This window comes from Flexivirga sp. YIM B11880, from assembly GCF_058148645.1.
In genome coordinates, this window is the sequence record NZ_JBMAMH010000008.1 from 75,466 (window position 1) to 92,969 (window position 17,504).

At 68.9% G+C, this 17,504-nt stretch carries 18 protein-coding genes; 12 read left to right on the forward strand and 6 right to left on the reverse strand.

Translation table 11 applies throughout. From position 1 onward, the window contains the following. Position 1 precedes the first annotated feature (1 nt). Genes mshB through ACN8HC_RS12975 form a run of 3 tightly spaced genes read left to right on the forward strand, consistent with a single transcriptional unit; the run spans position 2 to position 3,113 of the window. The gene (gene mshB, locus ACN8HC_RS12965; protein WP_490075249.1) at positions 2–868 is read left to right on the forward strand and encodes an N-acetyl-1-D-myo-inositol-2-amino-2-deoxy-alpha-D-glucopyranoside deacetylase; all 867 of its coding nucleotides are present in this window, start codon (positions 2–4) and stop codon (positions 866–868) included. After that, entirely contained in the window at positions 865–1,383 is a 519-nt protein-coding gene (locus ACN8HC_RS12970; RefSeq protein ID WP_490075250.1) for a flavin reductase family protein, read from the forward strand. The genes mshB and ACN8HC_RS12970 overlap by 4 nt, the downstream gene beginning before the upstream one ends. After that, complete coding sequence (locus ACN8HC_RS12975) at positions 1,380–3,113, forward strand: VanW family protein (protein ID WP_490075251.1); 1,734 nt, start codon at positions 1,380–1,382, stop codon at positions 3,111–3,113. The genes ACN8HC_RS12970 and ACN8HC_RS12975 overlap by 4 nt, the downstream gene beginning before the upstream one ends. 102 nt (positions 3,114–3,215) lie before the next feature. On the opposite strand, the gene ACN8HC_RS12980 is transcribed toward ACN8HC_RS12975, so the two are convergent. Further along, positions 3,216–4,184 (reverse strand): hypothetical protein, encoded by a 969-nt coding sequence (locus ACN8HC_RS12980; RefSeq protein WP_490075252.1) that lies wholly within the window; start codon positions 4,182–4,184, stop codon positions 3,216–3,218. 117 nt (positions 4,185–4,301) lie between these two features. Next, a complete protein-coding gene (locus tag ACN8HC_RS12985) occupies positions 4,302–5,321 on the reverse strand; it encodes a GNAT family N-acetyltransferase (protein WP_490075253.1) in 1,020 nt (339 codons plus the stop codon). 78 nt (positions 5,322–5,399) lie between these two features. Here ACN8HC_RS12985 and fdxA point away from each other — a divergent pair, with 78 nt between their 5' ends. The 3 genes from fdxA (at position 5,400) to ACN8HC_RS13000 (ending at position 8,246) form a co-directional block, all read left to right on the forward strand. Continuing rightward, positions 5,400–5,726, forward strand: coding sequence for a ferredoxin (gene fdxA / locus ACN8HC_RS12990; protein WP_490075254.1), 327 nt, complete (start codon positions 5,400–5,402; stop codon positions 5,724–5,726). Between the two features lie 21 nt (positions 5,727–5,747). After that, positions 5,748–6,854, forward strand: a complete 1,107-nt coding sequence (gene dapC, locus ACN8HC_RS12995; protein ID WP_490075255.1) for a succinyldiaminopimelate transaminase — start codon at positions 5,748–5,750, stop codon at positions 6,852–6,854. A gap of 99 nt (positions 6,855–6,953) precedes the next feature. Then, positions 6,954–8,246 (forward strand): citrate synthase, encoded by a 1,293-nt coding sequence (locus tag ACN8HC_RS13000; protein WP_490075256.1) that lies wholly within the window; start codon positions 6,954–6,956, stop codon positions 8,244–8,246. 369 nt (positions 8,247–8,615) lie between these two features. Here the strand turns inward: ACN8HC_RS13000 and ACN8HC_RS13005 are convergent, their stop codons facing one another. Next, positions 8,616–9,707, reverse strand: a complete 1,092-nt coding sequence (locus ACN8HC_RS13005; protein ID WP_490075257.1) for a hypothetical protein — start codon at positions 9,705–9,707, stop codon at positions 8,616–8,618. Between the two features lie 36 nt (positions 9,708–9,743). Further along, positions 9,744–10,682: a 2,3,4,5-tetrahydropyridine-2,6-dicarboxylate N-succinyltransferase gene (gene dapD / locus ACN8HC_RS13010; protein WP_490075258.1), complete on the reverse strand. Its 939-nt coding sequence runs from the start codon at positions 10,680–10,682 to the stop codon at positions 9,744–9,746. A gap of 92 nt (positions 10,683–10,774) precedes the next feature. Between dapD and dapE the strand changes: the two genes are divergently transcribed. The 6 genes from dapE to ACN8HC_RS13040 all read left to right on the forward strand — a co-directional run bounded on the left by dapE (position 10,775) and on the right by ACN8HC_RS13040 (position 15,430). After that, positions 10,775–11,839, forward strand: coding sequence for a succinyl-diaminopimelate desuccinylase (gene dapE / locus ACN8HC_RS13015; protein ID WP_490075259.1), 1,065 nt, complete (start codon positions 10,775–10,777; stop codon positions 11,837–11,839). A 103-nt stretch (positions 11,840–11,942) separates the two neighbouring features. Then, the gene (locus tag ACN8HC_RS13020; protein ID WP_490075260.1) at positions 11,943–12,698 is read left to right on the forward strand and encodes an LOG family protein; all 756 of its coding nucleotides are present in this window, start codon (positions 11,943–11,945) and stop codon (positions 12,696–12,698) included. Positions 12,699–12,810: 112 nt separating this feature from the next. After that, the gene (locus tag ACN8HC_RS13025; protein ID WP_490075261.1) at positions 12,811–13,116 is read left to right on the forward strand and encodes a DivIVA domain-containing protein; all 306 of its coding nucleotides are present in this window, start codon (positions 12,811–12,813) and stop codon (positions 13,114–13,116) included. Between the two features lie 7 nt (positions 13,117–13,123). After that, a complete protein-coding gene (locus ACN8HC_RS13030) occupies positions 13,124–13,567 on the forward strand; it encodes an SRPBCC family protein (protein ID WP_490075262.1) in 444 nt (147 codons plus the stop codon). Next, positions 13,557–14,144, forward strand: a complete 588-nt coding sequence (locus ACN8HC_RS13035; protein ID WP_490075263.1) for a DNA-3-methyladenine glycosylase I — start codon at positions 13,557–13,559, stop codon at positions 14,142–14,144. Before ACN8HC_RS13030 ends, ACN8HC_RS13035 begins: the two co-directional genes overlap by 11 nt. Continuing rightward, a complete protein-coding gene (locus tag ACN8HC_RS13040) occupies positions 14,144–15,430 on the forward strand; it encodes a DUF2079 domain-containing protein (RefSeq protein ID WP_490075264.1) in 1,287 nt (428 codons plus the stop codon). The genes ACN8HC_RS13035 and ACN8HC_RS13040 overlap by 1 nt, the downstream gene beginning before the upstream one ends. Before the next feature lie 117 nt (positions 15,431–15,547). Here the strand turns inward: ACN8HC_RS13040 and ACN8HC_RS13045 are convergent, their stop codons facing one another. After that, the gene (locus ACN8HC_RS13045; RefSeq protein WP_490075265.1) at positions 15,548–16,927 is read right to left on the reverse strand and encodes an SPFH domain-containing protein; all 1,380 of its coding nucleotides are present in this window, start codon (positions 16,925–16,927) and stop codon (positions 15,548–15,550) included. Beyond that, complete coding sequence (locus tag ACN8HC_RS13050; protein ID WP_490075266.1) at positions 16,927–17,358, reverse strand: NfeD family protein; 432 nt, start codon at positions 17,356–17,358, stop codon at positions 16,927–16,929. Before ACN8HC_RS13050 ends, ACN8HC_RS13045 begins: the two co-directional genes overlap by 1 nt. Positions 17,359–17,504: the final 146 nt, after the last annotated feature.

Sequence of the window (17,504 nt, forward strand, 5' to 3'; positions counted from 1 at the left end):
CATGAGAATGGTCTTCGTGCACGCCCACCCCGACGACGAGTCGTTGTGGACCGGCCTCGCCATCGCGCACCATGCGGCGCGGGGCGATGACGTGCACGTCCTCACCTGCACTCTCGGTGAGGAGGGCGAGGTCATCCCGCCGGAGCTGCGGCACCTCGAGCTGGCTGCGGGGGAGGCCCGCAACCCCGCGGCACCGGACCCGCTCGCCGACGTCCGGCGCGACGAGTTGCACTCTGCCGTGAAGGAACTCGGGGTCAGCTCGGTCACCGTGCTGGCGGACGGTCGCTACCGCGACTCCGGTATGGCGGGCACGCCCTCTGCCGAGCACCCGCGCGCGTTCACCGGCGCCACGGTGGCGGAGACGAGCGGCTGCATCGCGGCATACCTGCGGGAGGTGCAGCCGCACGTCGTCGTGACGTACGACCCGCACGGCGGCTACGGACACCCGGACCACATCCGGACCCATGAGGCGACTCGGACCGCGGTGGCTGGCCCGGCCGCGCCGCCCGCGTTCTACACCGTTGTCACGCCGCGCAGTTGGGCCGTCCAGGACCGCGGATGGCTCGCCGAACACGTGACCCGGCCCGACGTCATCGTGCCCGCACCCGAGGAGACATTCCTGCCGAGTGTGGTCGACGACGCGGCCGTCACACACGCCGTGATCGACGAGGAAGCGCTCGTCCGGCAGACGGCTGCATTGCGCCGGCACCGCACCCAGGTCAGCGTTTTCGACGGCTACTACACGCTGTCCAACGACGTCGCGACGCGGCTGGCCGCCCGGGAGGCGTTCGTGCGACTGGATGCGGCGAGCGGTGTCCCGCTGCCGCCGGTGACGGACGGCCTGCGGCATACGGGGCTCGAGCCGTGAGTGACCTCGGGAGAAGCCCTTCGGAGAGTGAGGTCGACCCGGACGCCTACCGGCAGGTGATGGGGCGCTTCGCCACCGGCGTGTCGATCATCTCGACCCGCATCGGCGACATCGACCACGCCATGACGGCCAACGCGCTCATGTCGGTCTCGCTGGAACCGTTGCTGATGGTGATCAGTGTCGAGAAGGAGGCCCGCTTCCACGACGCCGTCACCGACGCCGGCGCCTGGGGCGTGAGCCTGCTGCCGGAGTCGGAGCGCAAGACCGCGGCCTGGCTCGCCACCCGAGGACGTCCGTTGCACGGGCAGCTGGACCGGGTGCAGTTCCACCGCGGCCCGCGAACCGGTATGGCGCTCCTCGACAACGCGCTCGGCACGCTCGAATGTCACACCTACGACACGGTCAGCGCGGGAGACCACACTCTGGTGATCGGGCACGTAGTCTCGGTGTCGATCGCAGATAGGCCGGGGGACGCCCTGATCTATTACCGGGGCGCATTTGGAGTACAACGTTGAGGACAGACGCATCGGTCCGGGACCGCGCGAGCTGTGGTGCGGACAGGAAGAAGAGCAGGCTGCGCAAGGGGCTGTTGATCGGCGCCCCGGTGGCCGTCGTGCTGCTGGGGGGTGCGTATGTCGGACTCGCGGCGTCCCAGTCCGGCACGATCGAGCGGGGCACGACCGTTGCCGGACGCCACATCGGCGGCATGAGCCCGTCCGCGGCCCAGGCCCAGGTGACGGCCGCTGCCGCCATACCGCTCAAGACACCGGTCGTCCTCAATGTCGACGGCACGACGCTGCGGCTCGACCCGGCCAAGGCCGGCCTGTCGATGGACACCACGGGAGTGCTCGACGGGCTCAGCGGATTCTCGCTCAACCCGTCGACCGTGTGGCACCGGCTGACCGGCGACGGCCCGCACCGCAGCCTCACCCCGAAGATCGACCGGACCACGCTGCTCGCCGCGGTCACCCACGTCACGGACAGGCTGCGGGGTGCGCCGAAGAACGGCACGGTGAAGTTCCTCGGCGGCAAGGTCGTGACGACCAGGTCCACGCCCGGCAACGGCGTCGACGCGGCCGCTATCAGCAGCAAGATCGCGCAACGCTGGCCCGGCACCACGACGTTCAGCGCCACGCTCTCGCACCGGCCGGCGCCGCTGACTGACGCCGAGATCCAGCGGTTCGTCAAGGAATTCGCTGATCCTGCGATGTCGGCTCCCGTCACGCTGAAAGTGGCGGGCAAGACCTCCATGCTGCCCGTCGCCGACATCTCGAACCTTCTGAGCACGACGTTCGACGGCACGAAGCTGGTCCCCGAGGTCGACCAGCAGGCGCTGGCCAAGCTGATCGACCAGCGGACGAGTGACCTGACCACACCTGCCGTCAACGCCAAGCTGAGCTACCAGGGCGGCAAGCGGACGATCACGCCGGGCACGGACGGCACCGCTCCGGACACCAAGGGTGCCGACAAGCTGCTGATCGCGGCGCTCACCGCCCCCGACCGAACGATGTCGCTGCAGACCACGCCGGTCCACCCCACCGTGACCGCCGCCGAGCTGAAGAAGACCACGGTCGGAGACCAGCTGATCTCGCAGTTCGTGTCGGTCTTCCCGACCGGCCCGGAAAACGCCGCCCGAACCCACAACATCGGGGTGGGGCTGGCCAAGCTCAACGGCATCGTGGTGCAGCCCGGCCAGACCTTCTCCCTGCTCAACACGCTGCGGCCGTTCGACGCGGCACACGGCTACGTCGACGCGCCGACGCTGCAGGGCGGGATCGACGTCCCCGGCATGGGCGGCGGCATCTCCCAGGTGTCCACGACGCTCTACAACGCGACGTTCTTCGCCGGCGTCAAGCTGGTCGAGCACACCGCGCACGCCTACTGGATCCCGCGCTATCCGATGGGTCGGGAAGCCACCATGTGGGACCCCACGATCGACAACCAGTGGACCAACGACACCGGTCACCCGATCCGGATGCAGGCCGGCATCGAAGGCAACGCGGCCGTCATACGGCTGTATGGCGTGAAGACCTTCACCGTGAGCACAACCACCAGCGGCAAGTTCCACATCGTCCCGCCCGGCCCCACCAAGCACCTCAGCGGCCCGAAGTGCATCCCGCAGGAGCCGGAGGACGGCTTCAGCGTGACGGTGACGCGCGTGGTCAAGGACCTCGCGGGAACGGTGGTCAAGAACGAGAGCGTCACCACGCACTACCAGCCCGCTGTCCGCGTCACCTGCAACTGACCCGGGCCCGCCGCCGGCGACCGATGCCCGGCAGACGACTAAGTCTGACGGCCATAGTGACGAGTGACGGTCGAATTCGGCCGTCGGCCGTCAATCGGACCGTCAGACATGCCACCGCGCTGGAGTGCGACGCACCCATTCGTGGTCGCCATGCGCCGGCAGACCGGCGACTTGCAGAGATCGCACCATGCCGACGCCGTGCAACGCTTCGCTCCAGATCCATCTGGCAACACCGACGCCCGTGCGGCGTGTCCGGTCCTCGCGCTGTTTCTCCTCGATGACGATGTCCTCGCTCGCTCTGTCACCGGCATCGCCCGTCGCACGATATTTGCGCAATCCGTCGAACTCACCGACCAGCCCCGGCCAGCCGAAATCACCACGGCCGAAGTCGCCGAGGATGTCGCGCAGCGGGACCTGTAGATCGGGTTGGGGAAAGCCGTACTCATACATCCGCGCCCGGCTCAGCGACTCCCCGGGCGACTCCGACCGCGGGTCGGCCAACAACCAGACGGTGTGCGCGCGTCGACGTCCGGGAGCGCGCTTCGGAATGGCGAGCAACTCGGCATCCAGTTCCGCGTAGTTGCACAGACGGTGACGCAACGCCTGATCCGCAGCCGTGAGTGCGCAGGCAAGGTCGCTGGATCGTGCGAGATCGAGCACTGTCCGGGCGGCAGAGGTGACCGGTATCGAGCCGAGCAGGGTCGGGTCGGGCAGCTGGGACACCCGATGCCGGCGGACCGTAGTGCTGGAACCGGCCGCGGCCGCGTCGAGCGTGACGTCGACCCGGTCCGGCCACTGACCGATGATCGACATGCCCCACAGTGCCGCCGCCGAGAAGTGGGACACGACGGGGAGCGGTTCGTTCATGCGGCGCAGGGTCGCTACCACGAGCGCACGATGCTGATCGAGCGGCGTGAGCCGCTGCCAGCGCCCCTTCGCCAGATATTCGCCGCGTCGGACGCGGGTCCAGCTGCCTTCCCCTCGGGCGATCGGCCCCCATGGGGCGACGCCTTGTCGACGCAGCTGGTCGATGCTGAGGATCTCGTGCTCGCTGAGCGGCTGATGCGCCATACGGCGATCGTGGCAGCCCGCGCTGCGCCCAGGCGCTTATCCACAAGGCGAGAAGACTCTGACGGTCGCATTTGGCCGCTGACGGCCCAACTCGACCGTCAATACCGATTTCGACCGTCAGACATCGGGCGTGCTGTAGTGGTATTCGTGGTGCACTCGCCACCCGAGCGACTCGTAGAGGCCGGCCGCTTCCTTGTTCGAGGCGGCAACTTGCAGGTATTGGACGGTGATTCGTCGTTGCGCGGCTGCCGCGTCGGCCGCGTCGAGCAGCGCACTCCCGACGCCCTGCCGCCGTGCCGATGGGTCGGTGTGCAGGTCGAAGACACCGCTCCAACCGTCGGTGAACGCCAGCCGTACGTGGCCGACAGCAGCGTCGCCCACGTATGCCGTGAGGTATGCCGCCTCCGGGATCCGCGCCAGCACCCGGCCCAGGGTGTCCCGATGCTCGAGCGAGCGGGGTGAGGCGGTGAGCCACCAGTCGTCGGTGGGGGCAGCGGAGACGTCGATCCGCACTCGGCCGCCGCCTACAGCGGAGGACGCGGGCTTCGTCATGACCAGCGTGCGCATGAAGAAGCGCCAATCACGTGCCGTGAGAAGCGATCCCAATGTCGACGCGGACGGGTCCTGGCCGGAGGGATGCGGCAGCTGGACGAGCGCCGGCTGGTCGCGTTCGGCATACCACGCAGTGACGTGGTCGATGGCCGTCGACAGCGGCATACCGGGGTCTCCCACGGCAAGGGCGGAATTCGCTCGACCGGTGTAGCCCTCCGCCGCCCGGAGTTGCCAGTCACCGACGTGCTCCGAGTCGAGCGGCGGCATACCGGCCGTCATCAACAGCTGGAGGTCGTCGATGCCGGTCCCGTCCGTGGCGACCGGCGGACGGCGGCGCTTGCGGGTCGGCGCCGGAGGCACCTGTTTGGCGAGCACGACGCGGTCGCGGGGGACGGCGACCTCGCCCCGGCGGGTGGCAATCACCACCGACGCCTCGTCGATCGACCGCACCTCACCGATCACGTCGGTGTGGTGGGGGCAACCCGCGGCCACCTCCGTCTCGGGCAGCCGCAGGCGAAGGACGACCCGGGCGCCCACCACCGCCACCGAGCTGAGGTGAGACTGGCTGATGGGCTTCAAGGGCACGGCGGCATACTAGATGCGGATATCGACCCGCCGGCCGTCCATTTCACGGCCGCGCACCCAGTGGAGGAACCGTTCGAGATGACCTACGTCATTGCACAGCCGTGCGTCGATGTGAAGGACCGTGCGTGCGTCGAGGAGTGCCCAGTCGACTGCATCTACGAAGGCAACCGCAGCCTTTACATCCAGCCCGACGAATGTGTCGACTGCGGAGCGTGTGAACCGGTGTGCCCGGTCGAAGCCATCTACTACGAGGACGACGTCCCCGAGCAGTGGGCGGACTACTACAAGGCCAACGTGGAGTTCTTCGACGAGATCGGCAGCCCGGGCGGCGCGGCCAAGCTGGGCGTCATCGACAAGGACCACCCGCTGATCGCCGCGTTGCCGCCGCAGAACGCGGCGGAGTGACCTCGAGGGGTCTCGTGCACCATGCCAGTCGCTGACCTGCCGGACTTCCCGTGGGACTCGCTCGCCGCCGCCAAGGCGATGGCGGCGGCCCACCCGGACGGGATCGTCGACCTGTCGGTCGGCACGCCGGTCGACCCCACGCCGCAGGTCCTGCAGGATGCGCTGGTCGCGGCGTCCAACGCGCCCGGCTATCCCCAGGTCTGGGGGACGCCCGACCTGCGCGAGGCGATCGCCGCCTGGTTCGCGCGCCGCCGCAGCGCCTCCGGCGTCGACCCCGACGGTGTGCTGCCGGTCGTGGGCAGCAAGGAGTTCGTGGCGTGGTTGCCGACGCTCCTCGGTCTCGGGCCGGGCGACGCGGTCGGTTTCCCCGAGCTGGCCTACCCGACGTATGACGTGGGCGCCCGCATCGCCGGTGCGACCCCGAGGCCCGCGGCGAGCTTGTTGCAGTACGGTCCCTCGGCGCCGAAGCTGCTGTGGATCAACAGCCCGGCCAACCCGCACGGGCAGGTGCTGGGCCTCGACCACCTCAAGAAGGTCGTCGCCTGGGCCCGCCAGCGCGGCGTGATCGTCGCCAGCGACGAGTGCTACGCCGAGTTGGACTGGCGTGACGATCCGGACGGTCCGACGACGCCGAGCATCCTGGACGACCGGGTCTGTGGCGGAAGTCACAGCGGGCTGCTCGCCGTCTACTCGCTGTCCAAGCAGAGCAACCTCGCCGGCTATCGGGCAGCCTTCGTCGCGGGGGACACCCACCTGGTCCACCGCCTTGTGCAGGTGCGCAAACACGCCGGGATGATCGTGCCGTGGCCGGTCCAGCGCGTCATCCTGGCCGCGGTGCAGGACGACGCGCACGTCGCGGCACAGAAGGCGATCTACGCCGCCCGCCGGGAAGAACTGAAAACCGCTCTGCTGCAAGCAGACTGGCAAATCGAGTACTCCGACGCGGGCCTCTATCTGTGGGCCACCCAGGGCAAGCCCTGCCGGGAGAGCGTCGCGGACCTGGCCGCCCTCGGCATACTCGCCGCTCCCGGCGATTTCTACGGCGCGGCCGGTGACCATCATGTGCGCATCGCCCTGACGGCCACCGACGAGCGAATTTCCGCTGCTGCGAAGAGATTGATTTCTTGACGCGGGGTCTCTCGCGAGGCAGAAAAGATGCTGAGGTACCGTCGATTTCGCTGACTTCCCCGGCGATGATGCCGGTTCACGTAAGAGGACGGAAAGCACATGACTGACCAGGCACCTGCCACGTTCACGGCGGGGGACAAGACCCTCGAGTTCGGGATCGTTCCTGCGACCGAGGGCAACGACGGCTACGACATCTCGAAGCTGCTCAGCGAAACCGGCAACGTCACCCTCGACGTGGGCTTCGTCAACACCGCCTCGTGCAAGTCGGCGATCACCTACATCGACGGCGGAGCGGGCATCCTGCGCTACCGCGGCTACCCGATCGAGCAGCTGGCGGAGAAGTCGACCTTCCTCGAGGTCGCCTACCTGTTGATCTACGGCGAGCTGCCCAGCGCCACGGAGCTGGAGAACTTCACCAACCGCGTCCGTCGGCACACGATGCTGCACGAGGACCTCAAGGACCTGCTCGCGGCCTTCCCGCGCGACGCGCACCCGATGTCGGTGCTGTCCGCCGCGGTCTCCGCGCTCGGCACGTTCTACCAGGACTCGCTGTCGATCACCGACAAGGACCAGGTCGAGCTGTCCACCATCCGGCTGCTGGCCAAGCTGCCCACCATTGCGGCATACGCACACAAGAAGAGCCAGGGCCAGCCGACCCTCTACCCCGACAACAAGCTGGGTCTGGTCGAGAACTTCCTGCGTATGACGTTCGGCTTCCCCGCCGAGGACTACGAGGTCGACCCGGTCGTCACGCGTGCCCTGGACCAGCTGTTCATCCTGCACGCCGACCACGAGCAGAACTGCTCCACCTCGACCGTGCGACTGGTCGGGTCCGGTCAGGCCAACCTCTTCGGCTCCATCTCGGCCGGCATCCACGCCCTCTCCGGCCCGCTGCACGGCGGCGCCAACTCGGCCGTGCTGTCCATGCTCGCCGACATCCAGGCCAGCGGCGACGACGTCGACACCTTCGTCAAGAAGGTCAAGAACAAGGAAGCCGGCGTCAAGCTGATGGGCTTCGGCCACCGGGTCTACAAGAACTACGACCCGCGCGCCGCCATCGTCAAGAAGTCCGCCGACGCGGTGCTGAAGGCCATGGGCGTCGACGACCCGCTGCTCGACATCGCGATGCGGCTGGAGCAGGTCGCGCTGACCGACGACTACTTCGTCGAGCGCAAGCTCTACCCCAACGTGGACTTCTACACCGGTCTCATCTACAAGGCCATGGGCTTCCCGACGGACATGTTCACCGTGCTCTTCGCCATCGGCCGCCTCCCGGGCTGGATCGCCCAGTGGCGCGAGATGATCGAGGACCCGGCCACCAAGATCGGCCGCCCGCGGCAGATCTACATCGGTGAGACCGAGCGCGACTACGTCGCCGTCGAGGGCCGCTGAGGTTCTGCTCACGACCACGCAAAGGGGCGGGTTTCACGAACGAGTTCGTGAAACCCGCCCCTTTGTTGCGGGGCCGTCTTGCGGATCGCGGCGGGCTTGCTGCGCGTAGGTCGCGACGGTTGCGAGTTCCGTGCGGCCCGGGCGGGGTTCTTGCATATAAGTCGCGACGGTCGCGGGTTGTGGGCGGTCCGGGCGGGGTTCCTGCATATAGGTCGCGACGGTTGCGGGTTGTGGGCGGCCCGCCACCGCCGAGTGACGGTCAAGTCGCCGATTGACGGCGCGATTTCGCTGTCGCTCGGCGAGGAAGCCGTCACTGGCGAGAAGGGGCGCGAGGGGGTACGACGCGGGGTTGTGGGCGGTCGCGGCGAGCTACTTGGCGGTCTCCACGGCGATCCGCACGTCGGTGGCGCCACTGGTCGGACGCTGCGCCGGGTGCCACGTCCAGCCGTCCCGGCCCCGGTGCCGCTCCCACGACCGGTCGCCGACGGTGACGGTGGTGATGTTGTCGTCCGCTGCGTGGGTGATCGCCCACGACGCGACCGCGAATGCTCCGTTGACCGACTTCGCCCGGTAGGTCACCTCGCCCGGCCCCGCCTGCGCGGTGAGCCCGCTCTCGTCGTTCAACTCGCTGACGATGTGCGCCGGCGAGCCGTTGGCGGTGGTCGGGTCGAGCCGGCAGCCGACCGCCTGGTGCGCGGTGCCGGTCAGCACCGCCGTGAGGACCTGACCCTGCGTCTCGTGCTCGGCATACGCGTCGGGGAAACCGCTGCGCTGCACATCCTGGGCCGCCTCACCGATCGGCATCGACTCCCAGCCGGGCACCTGCAGCAGCGCGTTGTAGAAGGAGCCGCTGGAGTAGACCGGGTCCTGGATCTCCGCGGTCGTGCCCCAGCCCTGACTGGCTCGCTGCTGGAACAACCCGAGCGAGTCGAGGTCGCCATACGCGAGGTTGCGCAGCTTCGACTCCTGTATGGCGGTGGTGGTCGCCACCACCGCAGCCCGTGACGGCACGCCCTTCTTGTAGACACCGACCGCCACGATCGTCGACGCCGACCGTGCCTGATCCGGATCCCATTGGTAGTCGTAACCGTTCGCGACGAACTTGCACGACGGGGAACCCCACGTGTCCAGCACGTGCTGGTAGGCGAGGTAGCCGCCGCCGGCGATAGCGGCGACGATCGCCACCGGCAGCAGACAGCCGAGGGTGCGCCGTAGCGGCCCGCGCGAGCGGTGTTCCTGATCGAAGAGCTCGTCCCCGAAGGCCCAGTCCGCATCGTCCTCCGGGTCGTGGTCGAACCCGTCGTGCGGGCCGCGCTCGAATTCCTCGGGGTCATGGGCGAGGCGCTCGCCGTGCTGGACGTAGCGGGCGGGATGCACTTCGTCGTCGCGGCCGCTGCCGCCGTACAACCGGTGGACCTCACGGTCACTCGGGCTGTTGTCGCGGTTGCGGCGCAAAGGCATTGGGGTCCGGTTCGCTGCTTCTGGTCGGGTGCGTGGTCAGTTGGCGTGCAGGGCGTCGTTGAGTGCGATGCCGTGCCCGGTCCGCGGACGGCACTCGACCACGCCGGTGGTCGAGTTGCGGATGAACAGCAGGCCGTCCTGACCGGACAACTCCCGGGCCTTCACGACCGTTCCGTCCGGCAGGGTGACCTTGGTCCCGGCGGTGACGTAAAGGCCTGCCTCGACGACACAGTCGTCGCCGAGCGCGATGCCGATGCCGGCCTCAGCGCCGATCAGGCACCGCTTGCCGATCGACACCCGCTCGGTGCCGCCCCCGGACAGGGTGCCCATGATCGACGCCCCACCGCCGATGTCCGATCCGTCGCCGACGACGACGCCTTGCACGATCCGGCCCTCGACCATCGAGGTGCCCAGCGTGCCGGCGTTGTAGTTGCAGAAACCCTCGTGCATGACGGTCGTGCCGGCGGCCAGATGGGCACCGAGCCGTACCCGGTCCGCGTCGGCGATGCGCACACCGGACGGCACGACGTAGTCGGTCATCCGCGGGAACTTGTCGACGCCGAAGACCTGGACCGGGCGGTCCTGTCGGAGCCGCAGCCGCACGCGTTCGAAACCCTCGACCGCGCACGGGCCGACGCTGGTCCACACGACGTTCTGGAGCACTCCGAAGAGCCCGTCCAGGTTGATCGTGTTGGGCAGGGCCAGCCGGTGGCTCAGCAGGTGCAACCGCAGGTAGGCATCCGGCACGTCGGCGGGCGGCGCGTCCAGGTCGATCGCGACCTGCACGACCTGGGTGCGCACCTCACGGGCCGGGAAGTCACGGGCCAGTGCCGCAAGTGAGGCCGGTTCGGCGTAGGGATCCGCGGCCGGTGCGTCGCCCAGTTGCGGCTCGGGAAACCACGCATCGAGCAGCACCCCGCCGTAGGTCTCGGTCGCGAGGCCGTAACCCCAGGCGGTGCGGGGGGAGTCAGTCATGGGGAAAGGGTATCGAGGGGTGCTCGGGTGGCCGGTGACCCGGTGCTGAGACCCGCGCCACGTCATACCCACCGATGGGAGAAGATGCGGGTATGGCGCACCTGGACCTCACTCGCGACGTCGTCGACCTCACCGCTGACCTGTGCGACATCGAGTCGGTCAGCCACGGCGAGCAAGAGCTGGCCGATGCGGTGGAGGCCGCGTTGCGCGCACTGCCGCACCTCCGCGTCGACCGCGACGGCAACACCGTCGTGGCCCGCACCGAGCTGGGCCGCGCCGAACGCGTCGTGCTCGCAGGGCACCTCGACACCGTGCCCCTGACCGACCCGCCGAACCTGCCCACCCGCCGGGTCGACGACCTGCTCGTCGGCCGCGGCACCACGGACATGAAGGGTGGCGTCGCCGTCCAATTGGCCCTGGCGGCAACAGTTCTCGAACCCAACCGCGACATCACCTTCGTCTTCTACGACTGTGAGGAGATCGACGCGGAGTTCAACGGATTGCGCCGCATCGTCGAGCACCATCCGGACTGGGTGGCCGCGGACTTCGCCGTGCTGCTCGAGCCGACCGACGGGGGCATCGAGGGCGGCTGCAAGGGCACACTGCGGGTCGACATCGTGACCAAGGGCATCAGCGCGCACTCGGCCCGTCCATGGAACGGCCACAACGCCATCCACGACGCGGGGCCGGTGCTCGACAAGCTCGCGGCATACCAGCCGGAGACGGTGACCGTCGACGGGCTGGACTATCACGAGGCCCTCAGCGCGGTCGGCATCAGCGGCGGCATCGCCGGCAACGTCATCCCGGACCGCTGCGTGCTCACCGTCAACTACCGCTTCGCGCCGGACAAGACCGGCTCGGAGGCGTATGCGCACGTGTGCTCGGTGTTCAGCGGGTATGACGTGAGCCTCGGCGACTGCGCGGACGGCGCCCGGCCCGGCTTGGACACCCCTGCCGCACAGTCGTTCGTCGCCGCGCTCGGCCTGCCGGTGACCGCGAAGGAGGGCTGGACCGACGTCGCGCGCTTCTCCGCACTCGGTGTCCCGGCGGTCAACTTCGGACCGGGCGACCCGAACCTGGCGCACACCGACGACGAGCGCTGCCCGGTGCAGCAGATCACGGACTCGTATGACGCGCTGCGCCGCTGGCTGGGTTGAACACGGTCTCCTTCCGGGTATGCCGATCGCGCGCCATACGGCGCGCCATACGGCGCGACTGACATACCGGAAGCGATCGATGCCGACGTGAGAGATTGAGCGCGTGACCAAGGAACCCGAGGCATACCAGAAGGGCGCGACCACACTGCGCGGCCGCCACGTCCCGACGACCACCACCGACCAGCGACTGCTGGACCAGTCGCAGGACACCAACTGGGTGCACACCGACCCCTGGCGGGTGATGCGCATCCAAGCCGAATTCGTCGAAGGGTTCGGCACGCTCGCCGAATTGGGCCCGGCGGTCAGCGTCTTCGGTTCCGCGCGGCTCAAACCGGACAGCGACTACTACGCCAAAGGCGTCGAGCTGGGCCGGCTGCTCGCTGAAGCGGGCTACGCGGTCATCACCGGGGGTGGCCCGGGCGCGATGGAGGCGGCCAACAGGGGGGCCGTCGAAGCCGGTGGCACCAGCGTCGGTCTCGGCATCGAGTTGCCGTTCGAGTCCGGTCTCAACCCGTATGTCGACCTCGGCGTCAACTTCCGCTACTTCTTCGCGCGCAAGACGATGTTCGTGAAGTACGCCCAGGGGTATGTCGTGCTGCCCGGCGGGTTCGGCACCCTCGACGAACTCTTCGAAGCGGTCACCCTGGCGCAGACCCAGAAGGTGACGAGCTTCCCGATCGTGCTGCTCGGGACGAAGTTCTGGAAGCCGATGATCTCCTTCATCAGCGACACCCTGTATGCCGAGGGCATGGTCGGCGAGAAGGACCTGGGGCGGATGCAGGTGGTCGACGAGCCCGGCGAGGCGGTGCGGATCATCCGCTCCGACGGGGAGAACCTCGGCGCCACCCGTCCGGAGTAGATCGGCGTCCCGAAGTGCCGACGGTCGGTCCGTGGGGATGGTTTCCGGCGGGTTCGGCGTCCCGAAGTGCCGACGGTCGGTCGCTGGGGATGTCGGGAGTTAGGCTGACGCCGTGCTCGTCTTTCTCATCGCGCTGCTCGTGGTCGTCATCGGCCTCGTGATCTTCGCGATCCTCGGCCACTTCGGCGCCCACCTGGAGGATCCGACCGGCACTTCACCCTTCGAGTCGCTGCCACGCGGCATCGTCACGCCGGAGGACATCGACGAGGTGCGCTTCGACCAGACCTTGCGCGGCTATCGCATGGGCCAGGTCGACGAGGTTCTCGACCGGCTGCGTGCCGAACTGCAGGCCCGCGACGACGAGATCGCGATGCTCCGGGGCGAGCGGGTCGGCGGTCCTCGCCCGCCGCGCGACTGACCGCATCATGGGGGTAGTGGTGGAGCGCGAGTGCTCGGCGCCCGTGGCCGACCTCTGGCAGGTGACGACCGACTGGGCCGAGCACGGCCGGTTCTTCCCGCTCACCACGATGGAAGTGCCGGCCGGCCGGCGGGGCGTCGGGCAGCGCTTCGAGGCGACGACCCGGCTCGGCCCGGTCCGGTTCCGCGACCCGATGATCGTGACTCGCTGGGACCCGCCCGGCGAGTCCGGACGATGCGAATTGCGAAAGCTGGGAACGGTGTTGGGCGGCTCGACAACGCTCTCGGTCGAGCCGTCGGCGCAGGGGTCACTCCTGCGCTGGAGCACCGATGTCGGGCCGGCCAATCCGCTGGCCCGGCGGCTGTTGGCACCGCTGACCCGGCTGACCGCGGCTCCGCTCTACCGGCACGTCGTCCGGTCGATCGTCCGGGAGGCCGAACGTGGCTGCTGACAGCGCATCGGTCGTCGTCGGGCCGGACGGCGTCGCCCGCTGCGCCTGGGGTGACGGCAGCGACGACTACCGGATCTACCACGACACCGAGTGGGGCGTGCCGGTGCACGGCGAACGCGCGCTCTACGAACGCATCACCCTCGAGGCCTTCCAGTCCGGACTGGCCTGGATCACCATCCTGCGCAAACGACCCGCCTTCCGCACGGCGTTCGCCGGCTTCGACCCCGAGGTCGTCGCCTCGTACGACGCGTCCGACGTCGAGCGGCTCATGCAGGACGCCGCGATCGTGCGCAACCGCCGCAAGATCGACGCGGCCATCACCAATGCCCGGGCGGTGCTGCGGCTGCGTGAGTCCGGTGGCCTCGAGGAACTCATCTGGTCACACCAGCCGACCACCCATCGGCGCCCCCGCGACTTCGCCGCGACGCCCGCGCAGACGCCCGAATCCGTGAGCCTGGCAAAGGCGTTGAAGAAGGCCGGGTTCGCCCACGTCGGTCCCACCACCATGTATGCCGCCATGCAGGCGTGCGGAGTCGTCGACGACCATGTGGTCGGGTGCTTCCGCGGCAGCGTGTGATGGCGGCCGCAACCACCGTGGCGAGCGGACAGTCCGGGCACGAGCAGCCGCCCGTCATACCGATGACCAGGTTGCAGAGATGGCGAGCACGCGGGGTGGACCTGCTGCACCGCCGGCTGCTGCTGTGCGTCGTCGTGGCCTACCTGCTGCTGCGTCTCTTCTCCGCGGTGGTCATGCAGCTGGTGGCGTGGCGGCAGGACCCGAGCTTGCTCTTCTATTCGACCGGCCACCGGGACTACTGGCAGATGACCCACGTGTGGGACGGCCGGTGGTACCAGATGATCGTCGAGCAGGGCTACCCGTCGCAGCTGCCGACCATCGACGGAGTCGTGCAGCAGAACCAGTGGGCGTTCTACCCGATGTACCCGGGCCTGGTGTGGCTCTTGATGTATCTCAGCGGTGGATCGTTCGCGGTGGTCGGGTCGCTGTTGTCCCTCGTTCTCGGTGGCGTCGCGGTCTGTCTGATGGCGCTGCTAGTCCGGGACAAGGTCGGTGCGGTTGCGGCGTTCTGCGTGGTGTGCGTCTTCGCGGCGTCCCCGCCGTCACCGGTGCTGCAGATGACCTACACGGAGTCGCTCGCGCTGGTGCTGCTGATCGGCGCGCTGCTCGCATTGCAGCGGCGGCAGTGGTGGCTGGCGGCGCTCGCCGCGCTCGCCACCGGTCTCGCCCGGCCCGTGGCGGTGCCACTCGCCGTCGTCGCGCTGGTCGCCCTGTGGCTGAGGTGGCGCGACCGTCAGGACGACCCGATCGGCCGGCGCGAGTGGATCGCGATGACGTCCACGCTCGTCGGGTGCGGTGTCGCGGGCGGCATCTGGCCGGCGGTCGCGTGGGTCGTGACGGGCATGCCCTCGGCATACACGGACACGATGGGCGCCTGGCGCAGCGACGGCACGGTCACCTACTTCCAGCCGTGGGTGGCCAACTTCGACATGCTGCTCGGCAACGGGGCGCTCGCCGTGCTCCTGCTGGTGATCCTCGTTGTCGGCTTCCTGGTCATCACCCTCGGTCCCTGGGCCGACTCTATGGGACCGATCATGCGCACCTGGCTGCTGGCGTATGCGTTCTACCTGCTCGCCGTGCTGGACGCGTGGACCAGCACCTACCGCTATCTGCTCTTCATGTTCCCGCTGCTGATCGTGTTCGTCGGGGCCGGCTGGAAGCAGAACTCTCAGCGGCTGCTGGTCGGCTGGCGCACCGTGATCTGGGTCGGCCTCGGGCTCGGCTGGCAGGTCTGGTGGTGCTGGACCCTGCTGGTGCTCAAGCACTTCAGCGGTGATCCCGTCTGACGCGTCGCCGCCACACCTGCGTGGCGGCGCCCGGCTGATCGACCGGCATACCTCTGCATGGAGCGGCGTACCGAATCGGGCCGATTCGGTACGCCGCTCACGGTGTGGCTATGCCGCTCAATCGTGCTGCGGCGGGTTTCCCGGACCCGGCTGACCGGGCACGTAAGGCTGCTGCCCGGGGCCCTGCTGCGGCGGTGCTGCCGGCTGCGGCGCGTGCTGCGACTGGCCCGGCAGCTGCACGCCCTGCGGCGGGTACTGCGGCGGCGGACTGGTGAGCTGCGGCTGCGCCTGCGTGGCCTCGTCCGCGCGGGCCGGCGGCTCGTGCTGGCGCTCCGGATCGGGAGCCGACGTGCTGGGGGCCGGAACCTTGGGCAGGCTCGGCCGCGACCGGCCGGACGGCAACTCGTTCGCCTCGGTCGTCTGCCGGGCGACTGCCTCGGCAGCGGCCACGGCCTCGACGACGTCGGGGTCGCGCTCCAGCTTGAACCAGTCGGCGACTTCGGCGTCGTCGACCGGCGCCGGCTCCTCGGTCGCCGGCATCTCGTAGCGGAAGGTCCCGTCGTCGCCCTGCACGCCGAACGACTTGGCGAAGCCCTGCAGCGCCGAACCGAAGTCGCTGGGCACGACCCACACCTTGCTCGCCTCGCCCTTGGCCATCTCGGGCAGCGTGCGCAGGTATTGGTAGGCGAGCAGCTCCGGGGTCGGCTTGCTCGCGCGGATGGCGTTGAAGGTCTTCTCGATGGCCTTGGCCTCACCTTGCGCATGCAGGTAGCGGGCGGCCCGCTCACCTTCGGCGCGCAGCACCTGGGACTTCCGGTCGGCCTCGGCGGCGAGGATGGCCGCCTGCTTGGCGCCTTCGGCAGCGAGGATCTGGCTCTGCTTGTCACCCTCGGCGGACTTGATCGCGGCTTCCCGGTGACCCTCGGCCGCCAGGATGGTCGCCCGCTTCTCACGGTCGGCCTTCATCTGCTTCTCCATCGACTCCTGGATCGACGGGGGCGGGAAGATCGACTTCAGCTCGACACGGGCGACGCGCAGGCCCCAGTGGCCGGTCGCCTCGTCCAGCACGCCGCGCAGCTGGGCGTTGATGATCTCGCGGGAGGTGAGCGTCTCCTCCAGCGTCATACCGCCGACGACGTTGCGCAAGGTGGTGGTCGCCAACTGCTCGACACCGACGATGTAGTCGTTGATCTCGTAGACCGCCGATCGCGGGTCGGTCACCTGGAAGTAGACGACGGTGTCGATGTTGACCGTCAGGTTGTCCTCGGTGATCACCGGCTGCGGCGGGAAGGACACGACCCGCTCACGCAGGTCGACCCGGGCACGCACCCGGTCGACGAACGGCATCAGCAGCGTCAGCTGCCCGGACACCGTCTTGGTGTAGCGGCCGAGTCGTTCGATCACCGCGGCCTCCGCCTGCGGGATCAGTGCCACGGACTTCGCGACGATCGCGATCACCAGGATCACGATCACCGCGACAACTATCAGCACAACCATCAGTCATCTCCCCTTCTCACGACGGCCGTTGCGCCGTCGATGTCTTGGACGATCACGCTCTCGCCGGTGCGGAACGTGTCGTTCTCGTCGGCCGGTCGGGCCGTCCAGACCTGTCCGGCCAGCCGCACCTGGCCACCGTCGTTGCCGAAGGCGCGAATGACGGTCGCCTCCCGGCCGCGCAGCGCGTCGATGCCGGTCGGGACCGTGGGGCTGCTCAGCAGGTGTCTCTTGAGCACCGGCCGCAGCCCGAAGACCAGCCCGACCGACACCAGGGCGAAGACGATGGTCGCCAGCCACAGTGGGGCCCCGAGGAACATCGCGAGGCCGGCGGCGATCGCTCCGCCGCCGATCATCAGCAGCACGAAGTCACCGCTGAGCGCCTCCGCGGCGGCCAGCAGCACCCCGCCCGCGAACCAGATCAGTGCCGCCATGACGAGAGTCTTTCATGTATGGCGCCGCCGGCCGTGATCGCCGTCACGAGGTTGCGGCTTCGCGCCACCCCACGAAGTGTCTCCGCCTCGCTCCCGCGATACTCCGCGGGGACCCCGCCTCGCTCCCGCGAATACTTCGCGGGGAC